Below are 23,445 nucleotides of genomic sequence, written 5' to 3'. Positions count from 1 at the left end.
AAATAGCTCACTTACCCAGCAGTTGCTCAAGCGCCCAATCCAGATGCGCGGCCCACTCTCCCGGCCGCATCTCCTGAAAGCCAGAAGGTGCTGAAAAAGCACTGGAGAAGACCACATCTGGCTCAAGTGTCTGCAACATCCTGATCGAATCAGCCAGACTCACCCTGTCGATCTCATGCAGATGCCCAGTGTTGTAAAAGAGCACATTCCCTTCATCACGTATCAATAAGTAAGCATGTGTTGTCAGCCCCGGAAAGGGACTTTCGACCTCGGTTTCCCAGAGATCAGTCTGAACCTGTCGCATAGCATCCTTCATTTCATTGATACGAGAATGCAGTCTAATACCTTAAGTTAAGTTGAGGTCAATAAAGTCTATGATCAAAAATCACTGTCGCATTAATAGCCTCAGACCATTGGCGATCACCAGAAGACTGGCACCGACATCGGCAAATACTGCCACCCAAAGCGTGGCCATGCCCGCCAGCGCCAGAAAGACCAGTTTGATCCCCTGCATGCCGCCCAGCTTGCTGCGGATCAGCTTCTCTTCAGTGGGACAGTCCATGTTGTCTATGCGAAAGGTGACCTGAACCACCCGCGCACACTTTCCCAAGCTACCCATACGGCCTCCATTTGAGCCTTTAATGCATTCGACTTGTTCAGCTAAATACCTGTAGTAACGATAGCGTCAAGCAATAAGGTAAAGAGACAGGAGAGAGCATTTAGATGGCTACTGGATGAAATCTGCTATGATCGACATATATAGAATCCTCAGCTCATATCAAGCTCTGTCACTAAAGGAGATCAGGCGTGAAAAAAGTGTTTATTGACGGCGAAACAGGCACCACTGGATTACAGGTACGCCAGCGTCTGCAAAACCACCCTGACATTGACATTTTGAGTATCGACCCGGCAGAAAAGCGTGATATTGAGGTCAAACGCCGTCTCATGCAGGCAGCTGATGTCAGCGTCCTCTGCTTGCCTGATGATGCCGCCAAAGAAAGCGCAAAACTGGCCGCAGAAGCGGGCTGTCGTGTACTCGATGCCAGCTCAGCTCATCGCACCGCCAATGGATGGGTTTATGGTTTACCTGAACTGACATCAGATCAGCGGCAAGCTATTGCCAACGCACAATTCGTATCGAATCCAGGTTGCTATCCAACCGGTGTCATCCTGCTGCTGCAGCCACTTATTGCAGCCAACCTGCTCCCTAAAAGTGCCTTCTACTGCATTAATGCAGTCTCGGGCTACAGCGGTGGCGGCAACGCACTGATCGATCGCTATGAAAACAGCACAGATCAGGCTCCAAGCTTTGCCGCTTACGGTCTCGACTTTGCACACAAGCATTTACCCGAGATACAAACCTGGTCCGGTTTAAGTCAGAAGCCAGTATTCATTCCAAGTGTCGGAAATTTCCGCCAGGGGATGCTTATTTTCATACCGATCCAGACTGCAGCAGGTATCAGCGTTGAAGATCTGTATAACGAGCTGGTGCGCAGCTATCAGGATGAAACGTTCGTCTCTGTGGCTCCCTTTAACGAGATCGCTGCGGTATCGGCACCTTTCATAACACCACATGGACTGGAAAACAGTAACAGGGTCGAGCTGTCAGTCTTTGGCTCACCTGATCGGTGCACTGGTCTGCTCGTGGCAAAACTCGATAATCTTGGCAAAGGGGCCTCGGGAGCGGCGGTACAGAACCTGAATCTGATGCTGGGCTTTCACGAAGGAGTAGGTGTCGACCTGCAATCGGTATGATCTGCCCCACAGGTGATCCGAGAGTGTTAATCCCGGATCTGCTAACCGGTCAGGCGGTTGATCTGTCTGGCCAGCAGATGCCCAAGCGTGACGGCCAGCAGCCAGATCAGCAGTGACCCGCCAAGGTTGATCGCTGCCAGCCCGGTCTGCCCCGACTGCATCAGCGCCAGCGTCTCAAGACTGAAGATAGAGAAGGTGGTGAAGCCACCACAGAAGCCGGTCATAACAAACTGATGCTGGTAGGCAGTGCCGACAATGCGGCCATCATGGGCACTCAGCGTGGCATAGAGCCCGATCAGAAAAGACCCCGCCCCATTTACAAACAGGGTTCCCCAGGGAAAGCCGGAACCGGCCAGCAGCACTACCCCTTCGGACGCCAGTGCACGCGCCACTCCACCAAGCATCGCGCCCAGCGCTATCGCCAGGTAAACCTGCACTTGATTATCCAGCGCCCGCCAGTAGGCTCTGATTGCCTGTCGGCGCTTGCGGATAGAGAGTGAACGCCTGATCATGCATCACTCCTGACTATCAGGCTACCCTGGCCACTCATTTCCAAAACACTGATCACTCCACTGCCCAACCCGCCTCCCAGCAAGCTCTCCAACCAGCTCCCAAACCAATAGCCCAACCCCACACACACCAGACAGAGCAGCAGCGACAGAGTGATATTGACCAATGCGCGCAGCAGATAGCCTTCACGCAGCAACGCCAGGGTTTGCAGGCTGAAGGAGGATACAGTGGTGTAGCTGCCCAGAAAACCGGTCACGGCCAACTGCCAGAACAACCCGGAATGTGCCAGCAGAGTACCGGCCAGAGCTGCCAGAAAACCAATCACCAGCGCACCGCTGACATTCACCAGCAACGTGCCCCAGGGGAAATGAGCGCCAAACTTATGCCCGACATAATCAGATACACAGTAGCGTGCCATTCCCCCCAGCGCACTGCCAAGGGCCACGCAGATCAGACTGTAAATAAACACCGGCACCCGTTACTGCCTCCCCGGCTTTGGTTCAAGGTTGACTGACAATGATTTCATCCGTGATTGAAGTCAAGCTGACTGTTATGTGTAAGGAAATGGGCAGACCAACCTGCTGGCTCTCAATGCAGCGATAGAAGCAGCCCGTGCAGGCGATCAGGGACGAGGCTTCGCAGTCGTTGCTGATGAGGTGCGCAGCCTGGCTGAGCGAACATCACACTCCACCGAAAACATCACCGAAATGGTTTGCCAGATACAGGCGAAAACACAGTAAGCCGTCAACCGCATGCGTGAAGGTGTTGCGCGAGTAGAGCAGAGTGTCGAGACTGCCAGAGACGTGGCAGAAACCATCGAAAAAATCTCAGCCAAAGCCAATGACAACGCCACTCAGTCTGATCAGACCCTGAGTACCAGCGAACAGCTCAGAAACATCAGCAATACGATTGAGAGTCTGACGAAACAGTTGAAAATCTTTTAAACCCGTTGCGATTATACGTACTGATGCCAAGGAAAATGTATGATGTAAGGAAATACTGGGCAACACAGAGCTTCCTCACTATCGGCCAAACCACTTCTGCAGTACGACACAGATAATAGCCAAGCGCCGGATAGCTGCTATTATCTGTAGCATAACGTGCTTGAATAAACCTATCTGTCACCCCTTACGTCCCAGCAACGAGATACATTCATGCAACCAGACTCTTCAGCTACACAGCCACCTGCCATGTAACGGCCATCTGATCAGGAGACACCATGAGCAAACTATTCAAAATCGCTGTGATTGCCGGTGACGGCATCGGCAAAGAGGTGATGCCCGAAGCATTGAGAGTACTGAAGGTGGCCGCTGAACGTTTCGATCTGCAACTGGAGATCACCACCGTAGACTGGGCCAGCTGTGATTACTATCTGGAACACGGCAGCATGATGCCCGACGACTGGAAAGAGCAGGTGCAAGGGATGGATGCGATCCTGTTCGGTGCAGTCGGCTGGCCCGACACTGTGCCCGACCATATCTCGCTATGGGGTTCGCTGCTGAAGTTTCGCCGCGAATTCGACCAGTACATCAACCTGCGTCCAGTACGTCTGTTCGAAGGTGTCCCCTGCCCACTGGCTGGTCGCAAGGCCGGTGATATCGATTTTTTTGTGGTGCGTGAGAATACTGAAGGCGAGTACACCAACCTCGGCGGCAAGATCTTTGAAGGTACCGACCGGGAGGTGGTCATTCAGGAGTCGGTCTTTACCCGCCATGGTGCTGATCGTGTGCTGAAATACGCCTTTGAACTGGCTCAGAGCCGTGCGCGCAAACACCTGACGGTGGCTACCAAGAGCAACGGCATCGCCATCAGCATGCCCTGGTGGGACAGCCGTGCTGATGAGATGGCCACGGGCTACCCGGAGATCACGGTCGACAAACAGCATATCGATATCCTGTGCGCCCGCTTTGTACTGCAACCGACCCGTTTCGATGTTGTTGTGGCCAGCAATCTGTTCGGTGATATCCTGTCGGACCTCGGCCCGGCCTGTACCGGTACGATCGGTCTTGCACCCTCTGCCAACCTGAATCCCGAGCGCAAATTCCCATCCCTGTTTGAGCCGGTGCATGGCTCGGCACCGGACATCTTTGGTCAGAATATCGCCAACCCGGTCGCCATGATCTGGTCAGCGGCACTGATGCTGGATTTCCTGGGCTGTAAGGAGGCACATGACGTGATTCTGCAGGCGGTGGAAAAAGTGCTGGCCGAAGGACCACGCACACCCGACCTCGGCGGCAAAGCCTCCACAACCGAGATGGGTGAGGCCATTGCCGCGCTTATATGACAGGTAAGTATCAATCCTGAGCTTTCTTCACGAATTCGGATTTAAGCTTCATCGGACCAATGCCATCGATCTTGCAGTCGATATCATGATCGCCCTCTACCAGACGGATATTTTTCACTTTGGTACCTACCTTCACCACTGAGGAGGTACCTTTGATCTTCAGATCCTTGATCACTGTCACTGTGTCACCATCCTGCAGCACCGTGCCGTTCGAATCCCGATAAACCGGTTCATCACTACCCGCATCAGCACTCGCATCCTGTGCCCACTCATGGCCACAGGAGGGACAGACATACATCAGCCCATCTTCATAGGTGTATTCAGCCGCACATTGCGGGCAGTTGGGTAGTACGGACATTGGTTTTTCCATATTAAGTGTGTGTTGATGGCGTACGCCATGTAAGGGCATATGATAGCGGATCCGGACTCACCATGGGAGCCAGATAGAAAAACCAAAGGATAACAAGGTAAAAAATTTCTTATAGGAAATTTTTTACCTATGCCATAGAATTTAATGGATAAAATAGCCCTGCAGTAGTAGTAAAATTTATTTTACAGGGTAATTAAATTTGACATGTAAAAAATGATTGTCTAAGTTCGAGCTGTAGTCAGGATCACACAAGACCCAAAACAACAACAAGAGGGTAGAACATGAAACTGAAATCTCTGCTGGCATCGACAGTGATCGCTCTGTCTGCTGGCTTTATCACTCCCGCCTCGGCATTCAATCTCCATTTTCGTCTCGCGGAAGACCCTGAGACGCTCTATGGTGTTCAAACCATCTCGGTTACGGCTTCGGATGTCATGGGCACTTACCTCACTGAGCGTCTGGTCTATATCGACCCGAGAGGTCAGCCGGCCCCATGGTTGGCCGAGAGCTGGACAGTCAGTGACGATCAGACACTGATCAGTTTCACGCTTCGTCAGGGTGTCCAGTTTCATGATGGTACTCCCTTCAATGCCGAGGCAGTAAAAGCTCAGTTCGATGCCATACTCGACCCGGCTAACGCGTCACCGGTTCTTCCTATGCTCGGGCCCCTGAAAGATATAAGGGTGGCTGGCGAGTTTGAGGTCGAATTTGAGTTCGAAACCCCTTACGCCCCCTTCTTCAACAACATCTCAGTGGGTTATATGGGAATCAACTCCCCTGCAGCGGTTGCAAAACATGGTAACCGCTATGGGCGCAATGTGGTCGGTACGGGTCCCTACAAGCTGGTGCGCTGGACTCCGGGCAGTCGCATTGAGCTGGAACGTTTCGACCAGTTCATACAATGGCGTAATGACGCCTTGAACAAGGGACTGCCTCACGCGGATAAGGTCATACTGACGGTCATTCGTGAAGACTCTGTCGCTTTGGCTGCGCTGGAAACGGGGGAGCTGACCGGTGCCACACTCCAGGCCGACATCATTGATCGCTTTGCACATGATCCTGCCTTCAAAGTCATCCTGAATGACAATACAACCAATCTGGTATTCCTTGAGTTCAATCAGAACCGTCCTCCTTTCAATGAGCCCTTGGTGCGTGAAGCGATTGGTCACGCCATCAACCGTTCTGCTGCTGTCGCAGCTGCCTGGTCCGGTTACGCATCTGAAGCCACCGGCCCGCTTGCCCGTGGCATCCCAGGTTTTGATGCCGACGTGGCTGAAAAGTATGGTACCCGCTTTGATCTGGAAAGGGCGCGCGAGCTGTTTGCTCAGGCGGGCTGGCAAGACACGAATGGAAACGGGACGCTGGATCGTGATGGACAGGAAGCGCGCTGGGTCATTCACTCATATTCAGGTTTTACCCATATAGAGCGCACACTGGCGGTGATTCAGAGTAACCTGCGCCAGGTCGGGGTCGAGATTGAACTGGTGACATCCGACTGGGGCGCCTTCTATCCCAGCCTGCTGCGTGATGATTGGGATATGACGCTGCTGCGCTGGACCTCTTTCGACCCGAACATCATGAGTCGCCTGTTCCGCTCACCAGGTCATCGTCAGCACCTGCTGGAGAATCCGGAAGTGGACAACATTCTGGATCTGTGCGACAGCCTGATGAACCCCCCCGAGCGGACAGAGTGCGTCAGCAAGGCACAGACTGCACTGCTCAAATCACACACGCTGGTTCCTATCCTGACCAACCATGTGGTTATCGCCACTCAGAGCAAGGTCGAGGATTACAATCTGGACTTCACCGGATTACTGATTCCGGGTGATGTTCGTCTGAGCAACTAAGCCACCCAGGAGCAGGAAGCGAGACTATGGTTTATTACATTATCCATCGTATTCTGATCGCAATCCCCGTCATTCTGGGGATTCTGCTCCTGACCTTCTTCATCAAGGCTGCCATTCCAACCGATGCGGTTACGGCGCTTTATGAAGGTCAGGTGACAGAGGGTGAAGCAGCAGAAGCAATTGCCAATATCAGGGCCAAATATCATCTCGACAAGCCCTGGTATCAACAGTTCGTGATCTACGTATCTGACGTTGCACGTGGCGATCTCGGCGAGTCGATACGCACACGCCAGCCGGTGATGGACGAAATAGGATACCGCTACGTGAACACTCTGCTGCTGACTTTTTCGGCACTGGCGATAGGCGTCAGTGTCGGGGTGCTCAGCGGTGTACTGGCGGCTTATTACAAGGATACCTGGATTGATGTCACCGCCACCACATTCAGTCTGTTCGGAATATCGATACCCGCCTTCTTCTTCGGGCTGGTGCTGATATTGGTATTCTCGGTCTGGTTGCGCTGGATTCCGGTGATCGGGAGCGGCTGGCAGGGCCTGATTCTACCGGCTTTCTGTCTGGGGCTTATCGAGGCGGCTCCCTTATCGAGAATTGCGCGCTCGGCCATGCTTGATGTTCTTGGGCGAGATTATATCCGGGCCGCCCGTGCCAAAGGGATGCGTGAATCCACGGTACTTTTCCGACACGCCCTGCCCAACGCCCTGCTCGCCGTCGTCACTATTATTGGATTACAGGTCGGCAACCTGCTCGGTGGCGCGTTCATCATTGAGGTGATATTCGGCTGGCATGGCATTGGAGAGTTGGCTGTACAGGCGATTCAATGGCGCGATTTCACAATCACGCAAGCCGTGATCCTGGTTGGTGCAGGTACTTATGTACTGGTCAACCTGATCGTAGACATCCTCTATGCCTGGATAGATCCACGCATCAACCTGGGGACATGACGCATGAGTAACCTCTCTGCAACTTTGACACCCGTGCCGTCCGGTACCACCAGTCCAGTCAGAAAACGCTCGGGCTTTGTCTGGCTGATGCGAGAACTGGCCGTCAAACGCTCGGCTCAGATCGGTGGCAGCATTTTGATACTGCTGGTGTTCTGCGCCCTCTTCGGCAACTGGATCATGCCCTACGATCCTTTTCTGGTGGATGCCCTGAACCGGCTCAAACCACCCAGCCTGCAACACCCTTTCGGTACCGATGAATTGGGACGGGATATCCTCAGTCGTATCATCTATGGCAGCCGCTACTTCGTCACCATCTCGATCACCGCCGCCGCGATCGCCATCACTGGTGGGGTGACACTCGGATTGCTGGCCGGTGCCGGGCCTTACTGGCTCGACAGCCTCCTGATGCGCATCGTAGACATCATGCTCGCCTACCCCTATATCCTGCTGGTTCTGGCCGTTGTTGCCATCCTCGGCCCCAGCCTGACAACAGCCATGGTGGCCGTAGGTATCGCAGCCATTCCCGGCTATGCCAGACTAGTCCGTGGCGAGGTGCTATCAGTGCGCCAGACCGAGTATGTCGAGGCGATGCGAGCACTTGGCGCCAGTCAGACCCGCATCACTTTCCGTACCATCCTGCCCAACGTGATGTCATCTATCATCATCTATGCCAGCTATGCCACACCACTGGCAGTTCTGTCGGCCGCAGCCCTGTCATTTCTTGGTCTGGGCGCTCAGCCACCTATACCTGAGTGGGGGGCGATGCTGGTCAATGCCCGTACCTTCATGCGCACAGCCTGGTGGACTGTCACCATGCCGGGACTTGCGATTTTCATATCCATTCTTGCCATGAACCTGCTCGGCAATGCCCTGCGTGATGTTCTGGATCCAAGGAGTTCAAGATGACCCTGACCAACCATGATACAGACCTGATCACACAGGTAGCTGCTCTGGCTGCCAACGAAGGTATCGAGATAGGATTTGCCGCTCGTCTGGTTGAGAGCGGACAACAGATCAGCCTGAATGAACGTCAACTCTATCCCAGTGCCAGTGTGTTCAAGGTACCGGTCATGCTGGAGGTGTTACGGCGTATCGATCGCGGGGAGCTGCGCGCCGATCAGCGCCTGCCGCTGACCACTGCAGCCAAGACTCTGACCACCGGTGTTCTGCTCACACTGGATGATGGCCTCGATCTGACCCTGCAGGATCTGATGACGCTGATGATCATCATCAGCGACAATACAGCCACCACCATGCTGCTGGATCTGGTCGGTAAGGATGCGGTCAATCAGGCCCTGCATACACTTGGCTGCCACGACACCACCGTGACCATGAATGTACATGAGATGTTTCTGCATGCCTGGCACCTGCCACTGGATCGGCCGGTCGGTCTGGACGAGCTGATCAACACCGCACGCAGTACTCAGATGGACTACAACAGCCTGACCTTTGCACGCAAACGGGAGAATACCGTCACCACGGCAGCCGATATGGCTCACCTCATGGCAATGATCGCTGCCGGGCAGGCCTTTGGCCCACAGGTCAGTGAGCAGGCTCATCTGATCATGCGCCAGACACAAACTACAGGGCGTGTACCCCGTTTTCTGCCGTATCGCAGTGTAGGCAACAAGACCGGCACCTTTCGCGGGTTACGTAACGACTGCGGCATCATCACCCGCGCGGATCACGATCATATCGCCTACGCCCTGTTCACCTTTGACCCAACCCCTCTGCCAATCGATAACATTCGCCTGTCCGAAACGCGAAATGCAGCCGTTGCCAATGTCATGAGTGAAATAGGTGTGCTGCTGTACGAGGAGTTCCGGACATGACAGCACTGAATCGAATACCCATTGCTGAGCGAGACGTGCAGGAAGAGAAACTTCCTCTGTTGCAGGTACGAGGACTACGCACTTGCTTTGAGTCACATTATGGTTCGGTAACGGCAGTGAACGAGCTTGATCTTACTGTCTATCCCGGTGAAGTGCTCGCACTGGTAGGAGAGTCAGGCTGCGGTAAATCGGTTACAGCCATGTCGCTGATGCGGCTGGTCGAGGCACCTGGCCGGATTGAGTCGGGACAGATCAGCTTTGATGGTCGCGACCTGCTGACACTCTCGACCCAGGAGATGACAGAACTGCGCGGTGCAGAAATAGCCATGATTTTTCAACAGCCCAAAGGCAGCCTGAACCCGGTCAAGCGGATCGGCTCCCAGATTGCTGAACAGTTTGAACGCCGCCGAGGCATGCCCCACGCAAAGGCCTGGAAACTGGCTGTAGGGCTTCTTGAGCGAGTCGGTATTCCCGGGGCTGCCGAGAAAGCCAAAGCTTATCCGCACCAACTCTCAGGTGGTCAGGCGCAACGTGTCATGACAGCTATCGCACTGGCACTGGAACCACGCCTGCTGATCGCCGACGAGCCCACTACGGCACTGGATGTCACCGTGCAGGCTCAGATCCTGCGTCTACTGACAGAGCGCTGCCGCTCGCATCAAACCGCCCTGATTCTGGTGACTCATGATCTGGGGGTTGTTGCCCAGGTAGCAGACCGGGTCGCCGTCATGTATGCAGGACGAATCGTCGAAGAGGCACCAGTGGAAACGCTCTTCGCCAACCCTTCGCACCCTTACACGCGGGGTTTACTGAATGCCATTCCGCGCGGCAACCACTACTCCGAGTCCAGGCTGGAGGAGATACCGGGTACTGTCCCAGTGCTGGGCAGAAACCCTGAAGGCTGTGGTTTCGCCGATCGCTGTCAGGCCAGCTATGCCGGAAGATTAAATCAATGTTCGACGCAGACGCCACCCACAACCAGAATTGCACAGGGACATACTACACGCTGCTGGATCTACCACTCAGGAGACGCGCAATGAATACAGCTCCATTACTGAATGCCGAGGGCATAAAAGCGCATTTCCCCGTCAAGGCTGGACCACTGAGCCCACTCAAGGGGGTCGTGCGTGCAGTAGACGGTGTCGACCTGAGCCTCTACCGTGGCGAGACTCTTGGCCTGGTCGGTGAATCAGGCTGCGGCAAAAGTACACTGGGGCGCGCCCTGCTCGGTCTGATACCCATCACCGGCGGCAGGGTGCAACTGGAAGGCACCTCAGTGTTGGATCAACCTCCAGCCAAACTCAAGGCGATGCGCCGAGAGATGCAACTGATCTTCCAGGATCCCTTTGCGGCACTTGACCCTCGCCAGACAGTCGGAAATGCTGTTCGGGTAGCGCTGGATATCAACAATATAGGCAAGCGATCCGAGCGCCAGCAGATCGTGGAGGATATTTTTGCCGAGGTAGGCCTGAGGCCGGAGCATACTCACCGTTTTCCGCATGAGTTCTCGGGTGGCCAGCGTCAGCGAGTAGTGATCGCCAGAGCACTCGTTCTTCGCCCCAGATTTGTGGTCTGCGATGAGCCGGTATCGGCACTTGATGTATCGGTCCAGGCACAAATACTCAATCTGCTCAAACGGTTGCAACAGGATCACCAGCTGACCTATCTGTTTGTCTCACACAATCTGGGAGTGATTGAATACATGGCCGACCGTGTAGCGGTGATGTATTATGGCAAAATTGTGGAGATTGCCGAGCGAACCGAGCTGTTCCGCCAGCCGCGCCACCCTTACACCCGCGCACTCATGGCAGCAGTACCGGCACCAGACCCCACTGCACGGGCGGATGAGCTGCCGATGCTGGGCGAGCCACCCGATCCGATGTTCCTGCCTGATGGCTGCCGCTTTCGCAACCGCTGCCCTATGGCAATTGAGCGTTGTGCACTGGAGGAACCTGCTCTGATCGCCGTCAGCAGTACTCATCAATCCGCCTGCTGGCGAAACAACACCTTGATCTAGTAAGGAAAATGACTTGGATACACCTGAACTATCTCAGCATGCCTCCATCCCGGATTGTTATTATCTGGAGCGCATCGAACAGCTTCAGGTCATGGCTGACCCTCTCAGATACCGGATTATCAAGTTGCTTGACCGCCCCAGAACAGGCGCCCAGCTCGCTCGTGAGCTGGGCCTTACCCGGGCAAAAACCCACTACCATATCAAGCAGCTCGAAGGGGCTGCCTTGATCCGCGTGGATCATATCGACACATCAACAGGCATGGTAGAAAAGTACTATACCTGTGTTGCACGCTTTTTCAGCTTTGCACGTCTGCTGCCTGATGCTTCAGACATCAATGACCCGGTCATCACCGCTGCCAGCTACAAGGCTGTGGCCGACTTCCTCAGTGCCACCATCGAAGTGTCACGCGATATCATCGCTCATCGTCCGCTGGATCTAAGCCGTGATGCCGGTATCTGGATGGAGAAGAGTGTGGTGACCTCACGCAGGAAGATGGCGGTGATAAGAGAAAAGATCAGCGCCCTGCGCGAAGAGATTCTGGCTCTCGAACATGATGATATCAACAACCTGAGCGATGAAGAGATAGTCCGCTTCAATGCGATGCTGTTTCTGACTCCGGAGATCATGGACAGAAACGACCCGAACAACTGAGTCTCTGGTATTCAGAGACTGAACCTCGCCTATTCTGTGGCAGTTCTACCGTTGTAATAGCCTCTATTCAGACAGACCTGCTTCAGGGATAGCTCCACGCCAGCCGTCTGCCCTGCTCCGCTGAGCACTCAGCGAGCTGCAGGGTGTAGATCAAACGGCAGGCCTCCTGCAGGGTGACGGGTGGTTCATCCTTGCCCTGAATGGCCAGCGCCAGTTGTTGATAAAAGTGTCGATAATCGCCGGGGACCGAGCAGGAAGAGACAGAAGCTGTCTGCTCACTGCCCGGCTGAAAAAGAAGCCCGTTCTGGCTCGCGCCCAGATCGGGATAACCCGCGTGCCAAGGCATCTGGCCTGCTCTCAATGCCTCCTCCTGCGGATCTACTCCTGTACACTGCCAACTGCCCGCGTCAAAGCGTGCATTGAAGCGGCGCATCGTGCCGGCTTCAAAGGGTGTTGAGCCCACCACGACAACTTTGTCTGGATAAAACAGCTGTACTTCGAACCAGTCAGTGCTGAAGGCATCTGCCTGGTCACTTTGCCGCAGAGTTTGCAGACTCGCCGACAGCTGCTCAGGTGGACCGAGCAACAATAGCACCTGATCCAGCAGGTGTGGCCCGAGATCCCAGAAGATCCCCGTACCCACACCCGGCTGTTCACGCCAGCGGGCCTGAGGACGGGGGCGGAAACGGTCAAAGCGACTGTCCAGATGGCGCAGTTTGCCCAGTGCGCCACTGAACACCAGCTCTCTGAGTTTGAGAAAATCACCATCGTAACGCCGGTTCTGGTACACCGTCAGCACCTTGCCCTGCTGCTCTGCCAGCGTTTTGAGCGCTTCCATCTGCGCCAGTTCAGTGACGGCGGGCTTTTCCAGCAGGGCATGCTTACCCGCCAGCAACGCCTGTTGAGCGAGCGAAAAGTGAAGGTGATTCGGTGCCGTGATGACGATCAGATCCAGATCATCCGCATGGATCAATTCATCACTACTCGCCATCACTGGTACACCCGGCGCCATCTGATGCACCAGATCAGCCTGGCTGCTACAGATGCCTGCCAGAACAAAATCGGGATGATCCAGCAAAAACGGGGCATGAAAAATACGTCCAGACAGGCCAAAGCCTATCAATCCCACTCGAATAGGTTGTACTGACACGCGGCTGACTCCTGAGCTGATTGACTTGGATTTAAGCCAAAGCAGCCCGATCAGGCAAGTATCAAAGTGTAACAACCGGAGCAGTCTGGAGAGCAGGCAGCCTGAGCAACCTGTATTCAGTTGGTCACGACTGGCGTATGGGTCGGCATGCCCAGCCGACCGACTCCCGGCAGATTGATAGCCAGCGGCCAGAGATCTATTCCGGCACTCAAGCCCAGCAGATTCAACTCCAGCCCCTCCTCCGGTGCCATAATCAGCCCCAACAGGCCGCCGAATGAGAGCTGCAGTCCGGTACCACTGGGCGCACTGGCGAAGATGGCGCCCTCCGGCAGATAGTCCTTACCGATAGCCGTAGGGGGTAGATTCAGGCGTAGCTCAGGCACTTCACGACCAAGATAGGCGATGAACGTATTGCTGTTGGGACCGGGCCAGATCCGGTATTCATGGTTATGCGGATAGCGTCCTGCAGCCTCATGCAAACGCTCTATCAAGGCATCCACCTCAGCACCACCACGCACTTCGCGCAATAGTACAGGCTCACTGCCATACCAGTAACCATCCGGAATACCACGCGCCACACGCACCGCTTCACCGCCCCTGGCAACACTGAAGCCTATCACTTCAAAACGTGTGTAATGATCAGCGCCCTGAGACTTGGCAGCAATCCAGGTGTGCACGCCGAAGGCACCTCGCCAGCGAAAGGCGCGCCCTGCATAGACATGTATCACCGCCTCGGATGTAGTCTCGGCTGCCGGAGCAATACCGGCACTGTCGCGGCGCGCCGTACGCCAGTCAGAACCGCGATCATCACCGCCCAGATGAGAGGTCACGGCACAGCCCAACGGAAGAAAAAACACAGCCAGCAGAATCGCGAGCATGCGCAGTGGCCACTTCAATCCTCTGATCATCGCCATTTTTCTCCATCAGGGTATCTGCATCTATCGGATTTCTGATGCTGTTACGTCTTCTGCCAGCATACCAGATCTCTATCCGACCCGCCCTGGAGAGATCAGTTCACATGGCTTGACCTGACTGGCGAGCACTACCAGCTTAACCACTGAAGTTAATGACTATTCACAAGAATAATAGAGGGTTTACAACGGTCGAGCGCGACCCTCCAACTGCTCTCCTTCGACCAACTCTCTTATCCGCTGCGCTATCTCCTGCTCGATCGCATCACGCTCTTCCGGCGGCAAGGCGGCCAGGCTCTCTTCGGTCAGGCCCTTCTCTCGCAGAAGATTGTAGCGCATCAACTCTATCGGGTTCATACGCAGCAGTTTGAGCAGATGCTCACGGTCACGGTCATGGGTATCTTCAGCACGTGACTGTTTATCGGGCAGGTCCGGAGCCTGATGTTGTTGCTGCAGTGTCTGGCTCTCTCGCATCGACTCTACAGCCTGGAGCAGAATAGCATCAAAGTCGGTCGATGAGGTTGTATCACTTGAGCGTTTAACACCGTTTGTGGCCTGAAATCCGGTTTGATGGAAGTTAATCTGCATTTGCCACCTCCTTTGTTCACAGGAAAACAAGCAAAATGCGCACCAGCCTTGGATTTACAGCTATAAAACAACGGACTAGATAAACCAGATATACACCTAACCTGAAGCAACATGCGAAGCGGCACAAATTTGCCGCTATTCGTTTCTGCCTTAACCACATCCGGCATTTTAATTGTTCACAACAGGCAGCTAGTTTCGCGACTGCGCAGTCACTCCTCGCACCCAGTCTTCGATGACAACCACCGGTGCCGGACGGGCAAACAGATAGCCCTGATAACAGGTACACCCACTGTCGAACAGCAACTTTCGCTGCTCCTCAGTTTCAACCCCTTCAGCCACCAGCAGCATACCGAAGGTATGTGCAATCCCGATGATAGCCTCGACGATGACCCACTCTTTGCTGCGCGCACCACCTTCACACTGACGCACGAAATACTGATCGATCTTCACCTCGTCGAAGGGTAGCCTGGACAGATAGGACAGTGATGAGTAGCCGGTGCCAAAATCATCCATGGAAAAGCGCAGGCCCAACTCTTTCAGCACCTGCATGCGCTCAACGGCATCATCCAGGTCAGCCAGTACCAGACTCTCCGTCAACTCCAGCATCAGACCGGCAGGCTTGATCTGATACGTCTGCAACAGCTCCTGCACCTGTTCGGCAAAGTTGGACTGATAAAACTGACGGGCACTGATATTAACCGAGATGATCAATTTGCCAAGTACAGGGTCCTGCTGCCACTGTTTCAGTTGTTGACACGCCTGATTCAATACCCAGCTGCCAATCTGCTCTATCTGGCCGGTTTCCTCTGCCAGTGGAATAAATATGGCTGGCGAAATCATACCCCGTACCGGATGGCGCCAGCGCAACAGCGCTTCAGCACCGACAACCTGATTATCTGCCGTGACCTGAGGTTGATAATACAGTTCTAGTTGCTGCTCCTGAATCGCCTCGCGCAGCGCCTGCTCCAGCTCAAAACGCTCCTGCAGCTCATCATTCATAAGCGGATCAAAAAGCTGATAAACCCCACCACCAGCTCTCTTGGCATGGGACATCGCGATATCGGCACACTTGAGCAGCTCTTCACTGCTGCGACTGGCATCCTTGAACAGACAGGCTCCGATACTGATAGAGCTCTGATATGAGCGATTGGCGATACTGAAAGGCTGCTGTAATCGCTCCAGAATATTCGTGGCCATCTGCTCGGCCATATTTTCTGCAGCCACCTCATCGCGTGGCAGGTGACTCACTATCAGGGTGAACTCATCACTGCTCAGGCGCCCCAGATAACTGCCGGCCGGTGCCAGATTTTCCAGTCTGCGCGATATCAGCTTCAGCAACTGATCTCCGGCATCGTGCCCCTGTGTGTCGTTGACCCGCTTGAAGTGATCCAGATCGATAAAGAATATGGCACCCATACAGCTCGCCTGATCAACGCTGACACAAACCTCAGACAGCAGTTGCTGAATCCGCCCTCTATTGAAAAGCCCTGTCAGCGGATCATGAAATGCCAGCCGTTCGATCGTTTCGTCAGTGGCTTTGCGCTCGGTGATATCCGTGATGAAGCCGCTCCAGCTCACACCTGATTCATCCTTTTCCGGAACAGCATTGCCGAACAACCAGCGCACCTGCCCATCCGGATAACGGACCCGATATTCATGCTGCCAGGGTGTCATCTCGGTGGCTGACTGAAAGATGGAGTTCAACACCTCCTCCCTGTCATCCAGATGAATCATATCCATGACTGGTGTTGCATCCAGCCGCGCCGCCTCGGGTGAGATGCGATAGAAATCCCTGATCGCCTCACTCGCATAGGGGAAGGTGAAGGCACCATTATTATCAAGACGGAACTGATAAACCAACCCGGGTACACGCTCAGCAATACGCTGTAGTCGATCACCCAACTCCCGTGCAATACGCTCAGAACGTCGACTGACCTGCTCTGCCGACTGTACACGCTGTCGCATGGTCACGGCGGCCAGCGCAATCAGCAGAAGCGCAACCGACACGACCACCGCCAGTGACCCCAGCATATTGCGGCCCAGAGTCGGTCCAGCCAGCCCAAAACGCTGATCCGCAGGCAGATAAACAGTGGCACCCATCGCGACATAGTGCATCGAAGCGATCGCTACCCCCATGATGATTGAGCTGAGCAGAATCAGCAGCGCCTGATGTTGCACACGGCGCCCCAGTAACGAGTAGATCCCAAGAGCCAGAGTTGCCAGTGCAACGGCTATGAGAATTGACAGGGCAAATAGAATGGGCTGATACAGGCGCTCCGCTGCCATGACCATGGCTGCCATGCCAGTGTAATGCATCACCCCAATACCGCCCCCCATCAACAGTCCACCCAGCGCTATGCGACTGAATGAAGGTTCGCGGCGGGTTATCACGCTCAGGGTGACATAAGCGGCCAGTATGGCGGGCACCACGGAGATGAGGGTCAAAGAGATCTGGTAATCCACCTCTACCGGTAAACTGAAAGAGACCATGCCGGTGAAGTGCATGGCCCAGACACCCAGCCCCATCGCTACGGCACCACTGAAATGCCATGCACGATGATTCACCGCCGTGCCGGGGCTACGCATCAGACGACTGTATCCAAAGCTGGTATAGGCTGCCAGAATCGCGATCAGAACCGAAAGCAGCACAAGGCCGGGCGCATGGCTGCCGTGATACGCCTGGCTGATATCCATGCTGTTGTTAGTGAAGGCCAGATACTGCATCAGTTTATGACAGCCAAGAAGATGTTCTCAAAAGAATAAGCACCTTTGACAACACATGCAAATTAAGGATAGTCGAGTCATAATGCCACTGACCAGCCATCCAGCGATCAGAACCAAGAAAGTGCTAATAAACAAAAGGCTTAAGAAGAGATGACATCGCGTATTCTGATACTCCACACGGGCGGTACCATCGGAATGGTGCCCTCCGATCAGGGTTATGTGCCCGCTGCCGGTTTTCGCGACCGCCTGCTGGCACAGCTGCCCACCTCAGCCACGGCCCAACTGCCGGCCTTTGAATTTCTGGATCTGGAGCCTCTGATCGACAGCTCCAACCTGGTCCCTGCCGACTGGCACCGGATTGCGCAGGCACTGATCAGCCGCTGGCAGGACTACAGCGGTTTTATCCTGCTGCACGGTACCGATACCATGGCGTACACGGCATCAGCCCTCTCCTTCATGCTGCAGGGCTGCAACAAACCGGTCGTCGTGACCGGCTCTCAGATACCACTGTCTCAGCTGCGTAACGATGCCCTGGATAATCTGATCACCTCCCTGCTGCTGGCAAGCAGAACTGACCTGAATGAAGTGGTGATCTGCTTCAATGGCCGGATACTACGCGGCAACCGTGCCCGCAAGGTCAGCAGTGCTCATCTGGCAGCCTTCGACTCGCCCAACTTCCCCTGGCTGGGTGAAGCCGGCATCGATATTGCGCTTAAACCCGAACTGCTGCTGCCTGCCGGAAAGGCTGAATTTGCCCTCCCCGACGCTCAGGTACCGACCTTTGATGCCGATGCGGTGGCGCTGTTACAGTTCTATCCCGGTATCTCGGCCTCTGTGATGAGCGCACTGACTGAGCGGGAGGGGCTGAAGGGACTGATACTGCTGAGTTACGGAGCGGGTAATCCACCGGAAGCGACACCGGGTCTTATCGAGGCGCTGGAGAAAGCGGCAGCGCGTGGCATCACGCTGCTGAATCTGACGCAATGCCAGCAGGGGGCTGTCAGCCAGGGCACTTATGCGACGGGCGCGACCCTGAACCGGATCGGTGTTATCCCCGGCAGCGATCTGACCCCGGAAGCCGCCTTTGCCAAACTGCATGTGCTGCTGGGCAAAGGGCTGAGCGGAGAGGCACTACACGAGGCGTTGCGCCAGCCGTTATGTGGCGAGAGCCACTAACCCGTACCGGGTTCAGGAAGCAATCACATCATTTTTATGCGCATAAAAATGTAAAATTAATCATTTTTACGCGCATAAAAGTGTAAGATAAGTTATAGTCTTGACCTGCTAACGACCTTGCAGGCAGAAACAGACGATGCAGCGCACCTTACTCAACGCCTTAATGGCGTGGAAAACTCAACCCATTCGTAAGCCCTTATTGATTGATGGTGCCAGACAAACGGGTAAAACGTTCTTGCTGCAGGAGCTGTTTGGCAACACCTTTGCCAACATCCTCCGTATCGACTTTCTGGAGAATCCTGCTTACAAAGAAGCGTTCGATGGATCATTGTCGCCAGACGAACTACTGATGAACATTGAGCTACTCACCAACCAAGTGTTCAACCCGGAAACAGACCTGTTGATCCTGGATGAGATTGGCGAGTGTGAACGCGCTGTTACCTCATTAAAGTATTTTGCCGAAAAAGCACCGTCCTATTTTGTGGCGGCCAGTGGCTCAAACATTGGTTTGTTAAACACTTTCCCTGTTGGCAAGGTGGAACAATACAACTTGCGTCCATTATCCTTCCAGGAATTTATCTATGCTTCAGGGGAGCAGGCTCTGATCAAAGCATTTGACAGCCAGGCAAGCTCCCCAGCAGCACACAGCACACTAATGGATAAGCTGACAGACTACTTTTTTACCGGAGGCATGCCTGAAGCAGTTGCCGCCTGGTATCAATATAAAGAGTCCAGCATTTTAGAGCGCATTGAAAGGGTTTCTAAAATTCATACTGACTTGGTCGAAGGTTATCGACGTGATTTCGGCAAATACTCGGGCAAGATCGATGCAACTCTGATCGAATCGGTATTCACGAGCATTCCGTCACAGCTATCAATGGTTTCTGATGAATCGGTTAAGCGCTTTAAATTTAAAAATGTCCACGAGCGAAAGTCTCGTTACAGCGATTTTGAAACCGCCATCCACTGGTTAAAGTGCTGTCGCTTGGCTTTGGCAAACTACCCTATTGAAGGCAAACCGAAATCCCCACTAGCGGCCTATAAAAAAGACAATATGGTCAAGCTGTTTCTGTTTGATGTTGGCCTGTTAAACCACATGTTAGGTAGCAGTTATAAGGAGATCAAACAGCAAAGCTACGAGTACAAGGGATATGTAGCAGAAAATTTTGTTCAGCAAGAGCTGACTGCCATAGGTATTGACCCAAGTTACTCCTGGCATGACGCCCGCGCTGAAATTGAATTTATCCTGACAACGGATCAAGGTGATATCGTCCCAATCGAAGTCAAAAGCGGCAAACGCACACGGTCTAAATCGCTGACTTCCTACATTGAAAAGTGCGCACCAACAAAAACGTTCAAATTAACCGGCACACAAGGCTCTTCAGCAATGGAGCAAACTAATATCGTGATGCCCTTGTACTTTGCTCAGTATTTGCCGTTGAGGTCTATACAGGACTAACTGTGGCAGAGAAAAGAGATACTTGATACTCCAGCCCGCTGCTCAAGCCTGGAAAAACCGAGACAAAGATGATTGATCATTGTCTGCAGTCACTACAGCTCGAAAGCATTCGATCAGGCAAATTCCGACCTCAAGCAGCTTTCGTACCAGCAGCGGATAAGGAGTCACAGATCCTGCAGATAGGTATCGATCACCTGCCGCACTTCCGGCTGCATCAGATCGCGCTGCTGCTGCCATTCGCTGACCAGTTGTGCCAGCCCCTCTACAGGTGTTTGCTGATGCTGTGCCTGCGCCAATCTGGCGCAGGTTTCAGGATCAGCATCCGCCGGTAATTCGATCCCCAGCAGTATCAATTGCTGCCGGAAATCATCTTCATCAACCAGGTCGATGATCATCATCGCGCTCACCTCAACTCTTCCGCGATCAACTGACCACTTCTGCACGCGCCGGACTCAAGCGGCAGGCGGCATACTTGAACTCCGGAATCTTGCCGAAAGGATCAAGCGCCGGATTGGTGAGTATGTTAGCAGCTGCTTCGACATAGCAGAAGGGCACAAACACCATACCCTCCGGCATCTGAGGGTCGACTCGCGCCACCAGTGTGATGCTGCCCCGGCGAGTTGTAATGGTCAGATCATCGCCCGGCTCCAGGCCATACTTGGCCAGCTCTGCCGGTGCCAGACTGGCCACCGCCTCTGGTTCCAGTGCATCCAGCACACGGGCACGCCGAGTCATTGATCCGGTATGCCAATGCTCCAACTGACGCCCGGTGGTCAGTACGACCGGGAACTCATCATCAATCGGCTCGTCCGGTGGCAGCGGTCGGGTCGGTGAGAATTTCGCCTTGCCACTGAGAGTCGGGAAGTGATCCCCAAAGACGATATCCTGTCCCGGTTGATCCTCGGCAGGGCTTGGATAGGTAACAGAGTTTTCCTTCTCCACACGATCCCAACTGATATGCGCAAGCGAAGGCATACCTTGTTTCATCTCGGCAAAAACATCGCGCGGATGAGTGTACTGCCAGTCGAGGCCGAAACGACGAGCTATCTCCTGAATGATCCACCAGTCCGGACGCGCATCGCCCGGCATAGGTACAGCTGCACGACCCATCTGCACCTGACGGTTGGTGTTGGTTACCGTGCCATCCTTCTCTGCCCAGGCAGAGGCTGGCAGAATCACATCAGCAAACTGCGCCGTCTCGGTCACGAACAGATCCTGCACCACCAGATGCTCCAGTTTCGCCAGAGAACCACGGGCATGATCCAGATCGGGATCAGACATCGCCGGGTTCTCACCCTGGATATACATTCCCTTGATAACGCCATCCATGATTGCATGCATGATCTCGACCACCGTCAGGCCGGGAGTCTTGCTCAGCGGTGTATTCCACAGCTCTTCAAAGGCTGAGCGCACCTGCTGATCGGTTACTGGCTGATAATCCGGCAACACCATCGGGATAAGACCGGCATCGGAAGCGCCCTGAACATTATTCTGGCCACGTAAAGGATGCAAACCAGTACCCGGACGCCCTGTCTGGCCACAGGCCAGTGCCAGTGAGATCAGGCAACGCGCGTTGTCGGTGCCGTGCACATGCTGCGATATCCCCATGCCCCAGAAGATCATCGCCCGATCAGCAGTTGCGTACAGGCGCGCCACTTCGCGGATCTCCTCTGCCGGAATGCCGCACAGTGGAGACATCGCTTCCGGAGTCATATCCACAACATGTCGCTTCAGCGCCTCAAACCCTTCGGTATGCTCGCGGATATAGGTTTCGTCATACAGCCCTTCGGTCACGACAACGTTGAGCATCGCATTGAACAGCGCGACATCGGTACCCGGTGTGAAGCGCAGAATCTTATCCGCATAACTGTTCAGCGCCTGACCCCGTGGGTCGATGATGATGATTTTGGTGCCCTTCTTTGCCGCCTGCTTGAAGAAGGTGGCCGCCACCGGATGGTTCACCGCCGGGTTACAACCGGTCAGGATCACGACATCGGCCTGTGTCGCCTGCATGAAAGAGGCGGTCACAGCACCTGAACCGATGCACTCCATCAGTGCCGCCACGGAGCTCGCATGACACAGACGGGTACAGTGATCGACATGGTTGGAACCGAAGCCGGTACGCACCAGCTTCTGGAACATCCAGGCCTCTTCATTGGAGCATTTGGCACTACCAAAGCCGGCAAGAGCATCTGTACCGTGCTGGTCGCGTAGCGATTTCAAACCATCGGCAGCAAACGCCAGTGCTTCATCCCAGCTCGCTTCACGGAAATGAGTCAGCGGATTGGCCGGATCAAAATCCGGGTCCAGCCCCTTGGGCACGCCGGGGCGACGGATCAGGGGTTTGGTCAGGCGCGACGGGTGATTCGGATAATCAAAACCAAAACGTCCCTTGACGCACAGGCGCCCCAGATTGGATGGGCCATCACGCCCCTCAACAAACAGGATCTTGTCATCCTTGATCTTGTAGCTCAGCTGACAGCCGACACCACAATAGGGACAGACCGAATCCACTTCACGGTCAGCCACTGAAGAGTCGCCCACACCCTGCTCATTCACCAGAGTGGCCGGCATCAATGCACCGGTCGGACAGGCCTGTACACACTCGCCGCAGGCGACACAGGTGGAGTCGCCCATTGGATCATCAAAGTCGAATACGATTTTGGACTCGCTGCCACGATGAGCCATACCGATCACATCGTTCACCTGCACTTCGCGGCAGGCACGCACACAGAGGTTACATTCGATACAGGCATCCAGATTGACCCGCATCGCGGTGTGCGAGTCATCCTGATTGCGCGCATCCGCTTCACGCGCGGGCAGGCTGGCTTTGACCGCGGTGGCATCAATCGCCAGCAGGTCGGCCATCTGCCAGAAGTGGCTGGCACGATCCGGGCTCTCTTCCCGCGCTGGCTGGTCTGCCATCAGCAGCTCCATCACCCCTTCGCGTGATACGCGCGCACGCTCGGAGGTGGCACTTCTGACCACCATGCCGGGTGCTGCCTCACGCAAGCAGCTCGCCGCCAGCACGCGTTCACCTTCAATCTCGACCATGCAGGCGCGACAGTTGCCGTCGGCGCGGTAGCCAGTGGCATCCTTGAAACACAGATGCGGAATCGTTTCACCGGCGCGTTTGGCCACCTGCCACAGGGTTTCACCGGGGAAGGCCGTGACGGAGACACCATCCAATGTCAGTTCAAATGCACTCATC

23 protein-coding genes and 1 pseudogene are annotated in these 23,445 nt (G+C 54.6%); 13 read left to right on the top strand and 11 right to left on the bottom strand.

Translation table 11 applies throughout. The annotated features are described in order from the left end of the window. Positions 1 to 7: 7 nt before the first annotated feature. Complete coding sequence (locus F7R27_RS01425) at positions 8 to 304, bottom strand: hypothetical protein (RefSeq protein WP_151702437.1); 297 nt, start codon at positions 302 to 304, stop codon at positions 8 to 10. Between the two features lie 81 nt (positions 305 to 385). Beyond that, positions 386 to 619: a hypothetical protein gene (locus tag F7R27_RS18685; RefSeq protein WP_206060356.1), complete on the bottom strand. Its 234-nt coding sequence runs from the start codon at positions 617 to 619 to the stop codon at positions 386 to 388. Between the two features lie 188 nt (positions 620 to 807). Between F7R27_RS18685 and argC the strand changes: the two genes are divergently transcribed. Beyond that, positions 808 to 1,755: an N-acetyl-gamma-glutamyl-phosphate reductase gene (gene argC / locus F7R27_RS01415; protein WP_151702436.1), complete on the top strand. Its 948-nt coding sequence runs from the start codon at positions 808 to 810 to the stop codon at positions 1,753 to 1,755. Positions 1,756 to 1,796: 41 nt separating this feature from the next. On the opposite strand, the gene F7R27_RS01410 is transcribed toward argC, so the two are convergent. Then, a complete protein-coding gene (locus F7R27_RS01410) occupies positions 1,797 to 2,267 on the bottom strand; it encodes a CrcB family protein (protein ID WP_151702435.1) in 471 nt (156 codons plus the stop codon). Further along, positions 2,264 to 2,740, bottom strand: coding sequence for a fluoride efflux transporter CrcB (gene crcB, locus F7R27_RS01405; protein WP_151702434.1), 477 nt, complete (start codon positions 2,738 to 2,740; stop codon positions 2,264 to 2,266). Before crcB ends, F7R27_RS01410 begins: the two co-directional genes overlap by 4 nt. A 94-nt stretch (positions 2,741 to 2,834) precedes the next feature. Here crcB and F7R27_RS01400 point away from each other — a divergent pair. The 3 genes and pseudogenes from F7R27_RS01400 to F7R27_RS01390 form a co-directional block, all read left to right on the top strand. Continuing rightward, positions 2,835 to 2,967, top strand: a pseudogene (locus tag F7R27_RS01400) (methyl-accepting chemotaxis protein); the annotation flags it as partial. A 50-nt stretch (positions 2,968 to 3,017) separates the two neighbouring features. Continuing rightward, positions 3,018 to 3,209 carry a hypothetical protein gene (locus F7R27_RS01395; RefSeq protein WP_151702433.1) on the top strand — a complete coding sequence of 64 codons (192 nt, stop codon included), beginning with the start codon at positions 3,018 to 3,020 and terminating at the stop codon, positions 3,207 to 3,209. 275 nt (positions 3,210 to 3,484) lie between these two features. Beyond that, complete coding sequence (locus F7R27_RS01390; protein ID WP_151702432.1) at positions 3,485 to 4,549, top strand: tartrate dehydrogenase; 1,065 nt, start codon at positions 3,485 to 3,487, stop codon at positions 4,547 to 4,549. 10 nt (positions 4,550 to 4,559) lie between these two features. Here F7R27_RS01390 and F7R27_RS01385 read toward each other — a convergent pair whose 3' ends face one another. Beyond that, positions 4,560 to 4,907, bottom strand: coding sequence for a zinc ribbon domain-containing protein YjdM (locus F7R27_RS01385; RefSeq protein WP_151702431.1), 348 nt, complete (start codon positions 4,905 to 4,907; stop codon positions 4,560 to 4,562). Between the two features lie 293 nt (positions 4,908 to 5,200). Here F7R27_RS01385 and F7R27_RS01380 point away from each other — a divergent pair, with 293 nt between their 5' ends. Genes F7R27_RS01380 through F7R27_RS01350 form a run of 7 tightly spaced genes read left to right on the top strand, consistent with a single transcriptional unit; the run spans position 5,201 to position 12,226 of the window. Beyond that, positions 5,201 to 6,766 (top strand): ABC transporter substrate-binding protein, encoded by a 1,566-nt coding sequence (locus F7R27_RS01380; RefSeq protein ID WP_151702430.1) that lies wholly within the window; start codon positions 5,201 to 5,203, stop codon positions 6,764 to 6,766. 26 nt (positions 6,767 to 6,792) lie between these two features. Next, the gene (locus F7R27_RS01375) at positions 6,793 to 7,725 is read left to right on the top strand and encodes an ABC transporter permease (protein WP_151702429.1); all 933 of its coding nucleotides are present in this window, start codon (positions 6,793 to 6,795) and stop codon (positions 7,723 to 7,725) included. 3 nt (positions 7,726 to 7,728) lie between these two features. After that, a complete protein-coding gene (locus tag F7R27_RS01370) occupies positions 7,729 to 8,631 on the top strand; it encodes an ABC transporter permease (protein ID WP_206060336.1) in 903 nt (300 codons plus the stop codon). Continuing rightward, complete coding sequence (locus F7R27_RS01365; protein WP_151702428.1) at positions 8,628 to 9,557, top strand: serine hydrolase; 930 nt, start codon at positions 8,628 to 8,630, stop codon at positions 9,555 to 9,557. Before F7R27_RS01370 ends, F7R27_RS01365 begins: the two co-directional genes overlap by 4 nt. Continuing rightward, complete coding sequence (locus F7R27_RS01360; protein ID WP_151702427.1) at positions 9,554 to 10,597, top strand: ABC transporter ATP-binding protein; 1,044 nt, start codon at positions 9,554 to 9,556, stop codon at positions 10,595 to 10,597. The genes F7R27_RS01365 and F7R27_RS01360 overlap by 4 nt, the downstream gene beginning before the upstream one ends. Continuing rightward, entirely contained in the window at positions 10,594 to 11,574 is a 981-nt protein-coding gene (locus tag F7R27_RS01355) for an ABC transporter ATP-binding protein (RefSeq protein ID WP_151702426.1), read from the top strand. The genes F7R27_RS01360 and F7R27_RS01355 overlap by 4 nt, the downstream gene beginning before the upstream one ends. Before the next feature lie 13 nt (positions 11,575 to 11,587). Next, positions 11,588 to 12,226, top strand: a complete 639-nt coding sequence (locus F7R27_RS01350) for an ArsR/SmtB family transcription factor (protein WP_151702425.1) — start codon at positions 11,588 to 11,590, stop codon at positions 12,224 to 12,226. An 82-nt stretch (positions 12,227 to 12,308) separates the two neighbouring features. Here F7R27_RS01350 and F7R27_RS01345 read toward each other — a convergent pair whose 3' ends face one another. The 4 genes from F7R27_RS01345 to F7R27_RS01330 form a co-directional block, all read right to left on the bottom strand. Next, positions 12,309 to 13,376 (bottom strand): Gfo/Idh/MocA family oxidoreductase, encoded by a 1,068-nt coding sequence (locus F7R27_RS01345; protein ID WP_240776160.1) that lies wholly within the window; start codon positions 13,374 to 13,376, stop codon positions 12,309 to 12,311. Between the two features lie 116 nt (positions 13,377 to 13,492). Next, a complete protein-coding gene (locus F7R27_RS01340; protein ID WP_206060335.1) occupies positions 13,493 to 14,290 on the bottom strand; it encodes a DUF3750 domain-containing protein in 798 nt (265 codons plus the stop codon). A 180-nt stretch (positions 14,291 to 14,470) separates the two neighbouring features. Further along, positions 14,471 to 14,875, bottom strand: coding sequence for a hypothetical protein (locus F7R27_RS01335; protein WP_151702424.1), 405 nt, complete (start codon positions 14,873 to 14,875; stop codon positions 14,471 to 14,473). Between the two features lie 189 nt (positions 14,876 to 15,064). After that, positions 15,065 to 17,599 carry an EAL domain-containing protein gene (locus tag F7R27_RS01330; protein WP_151702423.1) on the bottom strand — a complete coding sequence of 845 codons (2,535 nt, stop codon included), beginning with the start codon at positions 17,597 to 17,599 and terminating at the stop codon, positions 15,065 to 15,067. Positions 17,600 to 17,749: 150 nt separating this feature from the next. Between F7R27_RS01330 and F7R27_RS01325 the strand changes: the two genes are divergently transcribed. Together F7R27_RS01325 and F7R27_RS01320 are read left to right on the top strand one after the other, a co-directional pair. Further along, positions 17,750 to 18,775, top strand: coding sequence for a type I asparaginase (locus tag F7R27_RS01325; RefSeq protein ID WP_151702422.1), 1,026 nt, complete (start codon positions 17,750 to 17,752; stop codon positions 18,773 to 18,775). A 136-nt stretch (positions 18,776 to 18,911) separates the two neighbouring features. Continuing rightward, entirely contained in the window at positions 18,912 to 20,234 is a 1,323-nt protein-coding gene (locus tag F7R27_RS01320) for an ATP-binding protein (RefSeq protein ID WP_151702421.1), read from the top strand. A gap of 164 nt (positions 20,235 to 20,398) precedes the next feature. On the opposite strand, the gene F7R27_RS01315 is transcribed toward F7R27_RS01320, so the two are convergent. Beyond that, complete coding sequence (locus F7R27_RS01315) at positions 20,399 to 20,632, bottom strand: hypothetical protein (protein ID WP_151702420.1); 234 nt, start codon at positions 20,630 to 20,632, stop codon at positions 20,399 to 20,401. Between the two features lie 25 nt (positions 20,633 to 20,657). Further along, a complete protein-coding gene (fdhF, locus tag F7R27_RS01310) occupies positions 20,658 to 23,444 on the bottom strand; it encodes a formate dehydrogenase subunit alpha (protein ID WP_151702419.1) in 2,787 nt (928 codons plus the stop codon). Position 23,445 lies beyond the last annotated feature (1 nt).

The organism is Nitrincola alkalilacustris (genome assembly GCF_008973755.1).
GTDB lineage: Bacteria > Pseudomonadota > Gammaproteobacteria > Pseudomonadales > Balneatricaceae > Nitrincola > Nitrincola alkalilacustris.
This window is presented reverse-complemented; position numbering and strand designations above follow the sequence as displayed.

Excerpts from the sequence above, each read along its gene's own strand:
- F7R27_RS01425 (WP_151702437.1), bottom strand. The coding sequence starts at position 304 with ATGCGACAGGTTCAGACTGATCTCTGGGAAACCGAGGTCGAAAGTCCC.
- F7R27_RS18685 (WP_206060356.1), bottom strand. The coding sequence starts at position 619 with ATGGGTAGCTTGGGAAAGTGTGCGCGGGTGGTTCAGGTCACCTTTCGC.
- F7R27_RS01410 (WP_151702435.1), bottom strand. The coding sequence starts at position 2,267 with ATGATCAGGCGTTCACTCTCTATCCGCAAGCGCCGACAGGCAATCAGA.
- F7R27_RS01395 (WP_151702433.1), top strand. The coding sequence starts at position 3,018 with ATGCGTGAAGGTGTTGCGCGAGTAGAGCAGAGTGTCGAGACTGCCAGA.
- F7R27_RS01390 (WP_151702432.1), top strand. The coding sequence starts at position 3,485 with ATGAGCAAACTATTCAAAATCGCTGTGATTGCCGGTGACGGCATCGGC.
- F7R27_RS01385 (WP_151702431.1), bottom strand. The coding sequence starts at position 4,907 with ATGTCCGTACTACCCAACTGCCCGCAATGTGCGGCTGAATACACCTAT.
- F7R27_RS01380 (WP_151702430.1), top strand. The coding sequence starts at position 5,201 with ATGAAACTGAAATCTCTGCTGGCATCGACAGTGATCGCTCTGTCTGCT.
- F7R27_RS01375 (WP_151702429.1), top strand. The coding sequence starts at position 6,793 with ATGGTTTATTACATTATCCATCGTATTCTGATCGCAATCCCCGTCATT.
- F7R27_RS01370 (WP_206060336.1), top strand. The coding sequence starts at position 7,729 with ATGAGTAACCTCTCTGCAACTTTGACACCCGTGCCGTCCGGTACCACC.
- F7R27_RS01365 (WP_151702428.1), top strand. The coding sequence starts at position 8,628 with ATGACCCTGACCAACCATGATACAGACCTGATCACACAGGTAGCTGCT.
- F7R27_RS01360 (WP_151702427.1), top strand. The coding sequence starts at position 9,554 with ATGACAGCACTGAATCGAATACCCATTGCTGAGCGAGACGTGCAGGAA.
- F7R27_RS01355 (WP_151702426.1), top strand. The coding sequence starts at position 10,594 with ATGAATACAGCTCCATTACTGAATGCCGAGGGCATAAAAGCGCATTTC.
- F7R27_RS01340 (WP_206060335.1), bottom strand. The coding sequence starts at position 14,290 with ATGGCGATGATCAGAGGATTGAAGTGGCCACTGCGCATGCTCGCGATT.
- F7R27_RS01335 (WP_151702424.1), bottom strand. The coding sequence starts at position 14,875 with ATGCAGATTAACTTCCATCAAACCGGATTTCAGGCCACAAACGGTGTT.
- F7R27_RS01330 (WP_151702423.1), bottom strand. The coding sequence starts at position 17,599 with ATGCAGTATCTGGCCTTCACTAACAACAGCATGGATATCAGCCAGGCG.
- F7R27_RS01325 (WP_151702422.1), top strand. The coding sequence starts at position 17,750 with ATGACATCGCGTATTCTGATACTCCACACGGGCGGTACCATCGGAATG.
- F7R27_RS01320 (WP_151702421.1), top strand. The coding sequence starts at position 18,912 with ATGCAGCGCACCTTACTCAACGCCTTAATGGCGTGGAAAACTCAACCC.
- F7R27_RS01315 (WP_151702420.1), bottom strand. The coding sequence starts at position 20,632 with ATGATGATCATCGACCTGGTTGATGAAGATGATTTCCGGCAGCAATTG.
- fdhF (WP_151702419.1), bottom strand. The coding sequence starts at position 23,444 with ATGAGTGCATTTGAACTGACATTGGATGGTGTCTCCGTCACGGCCTTC.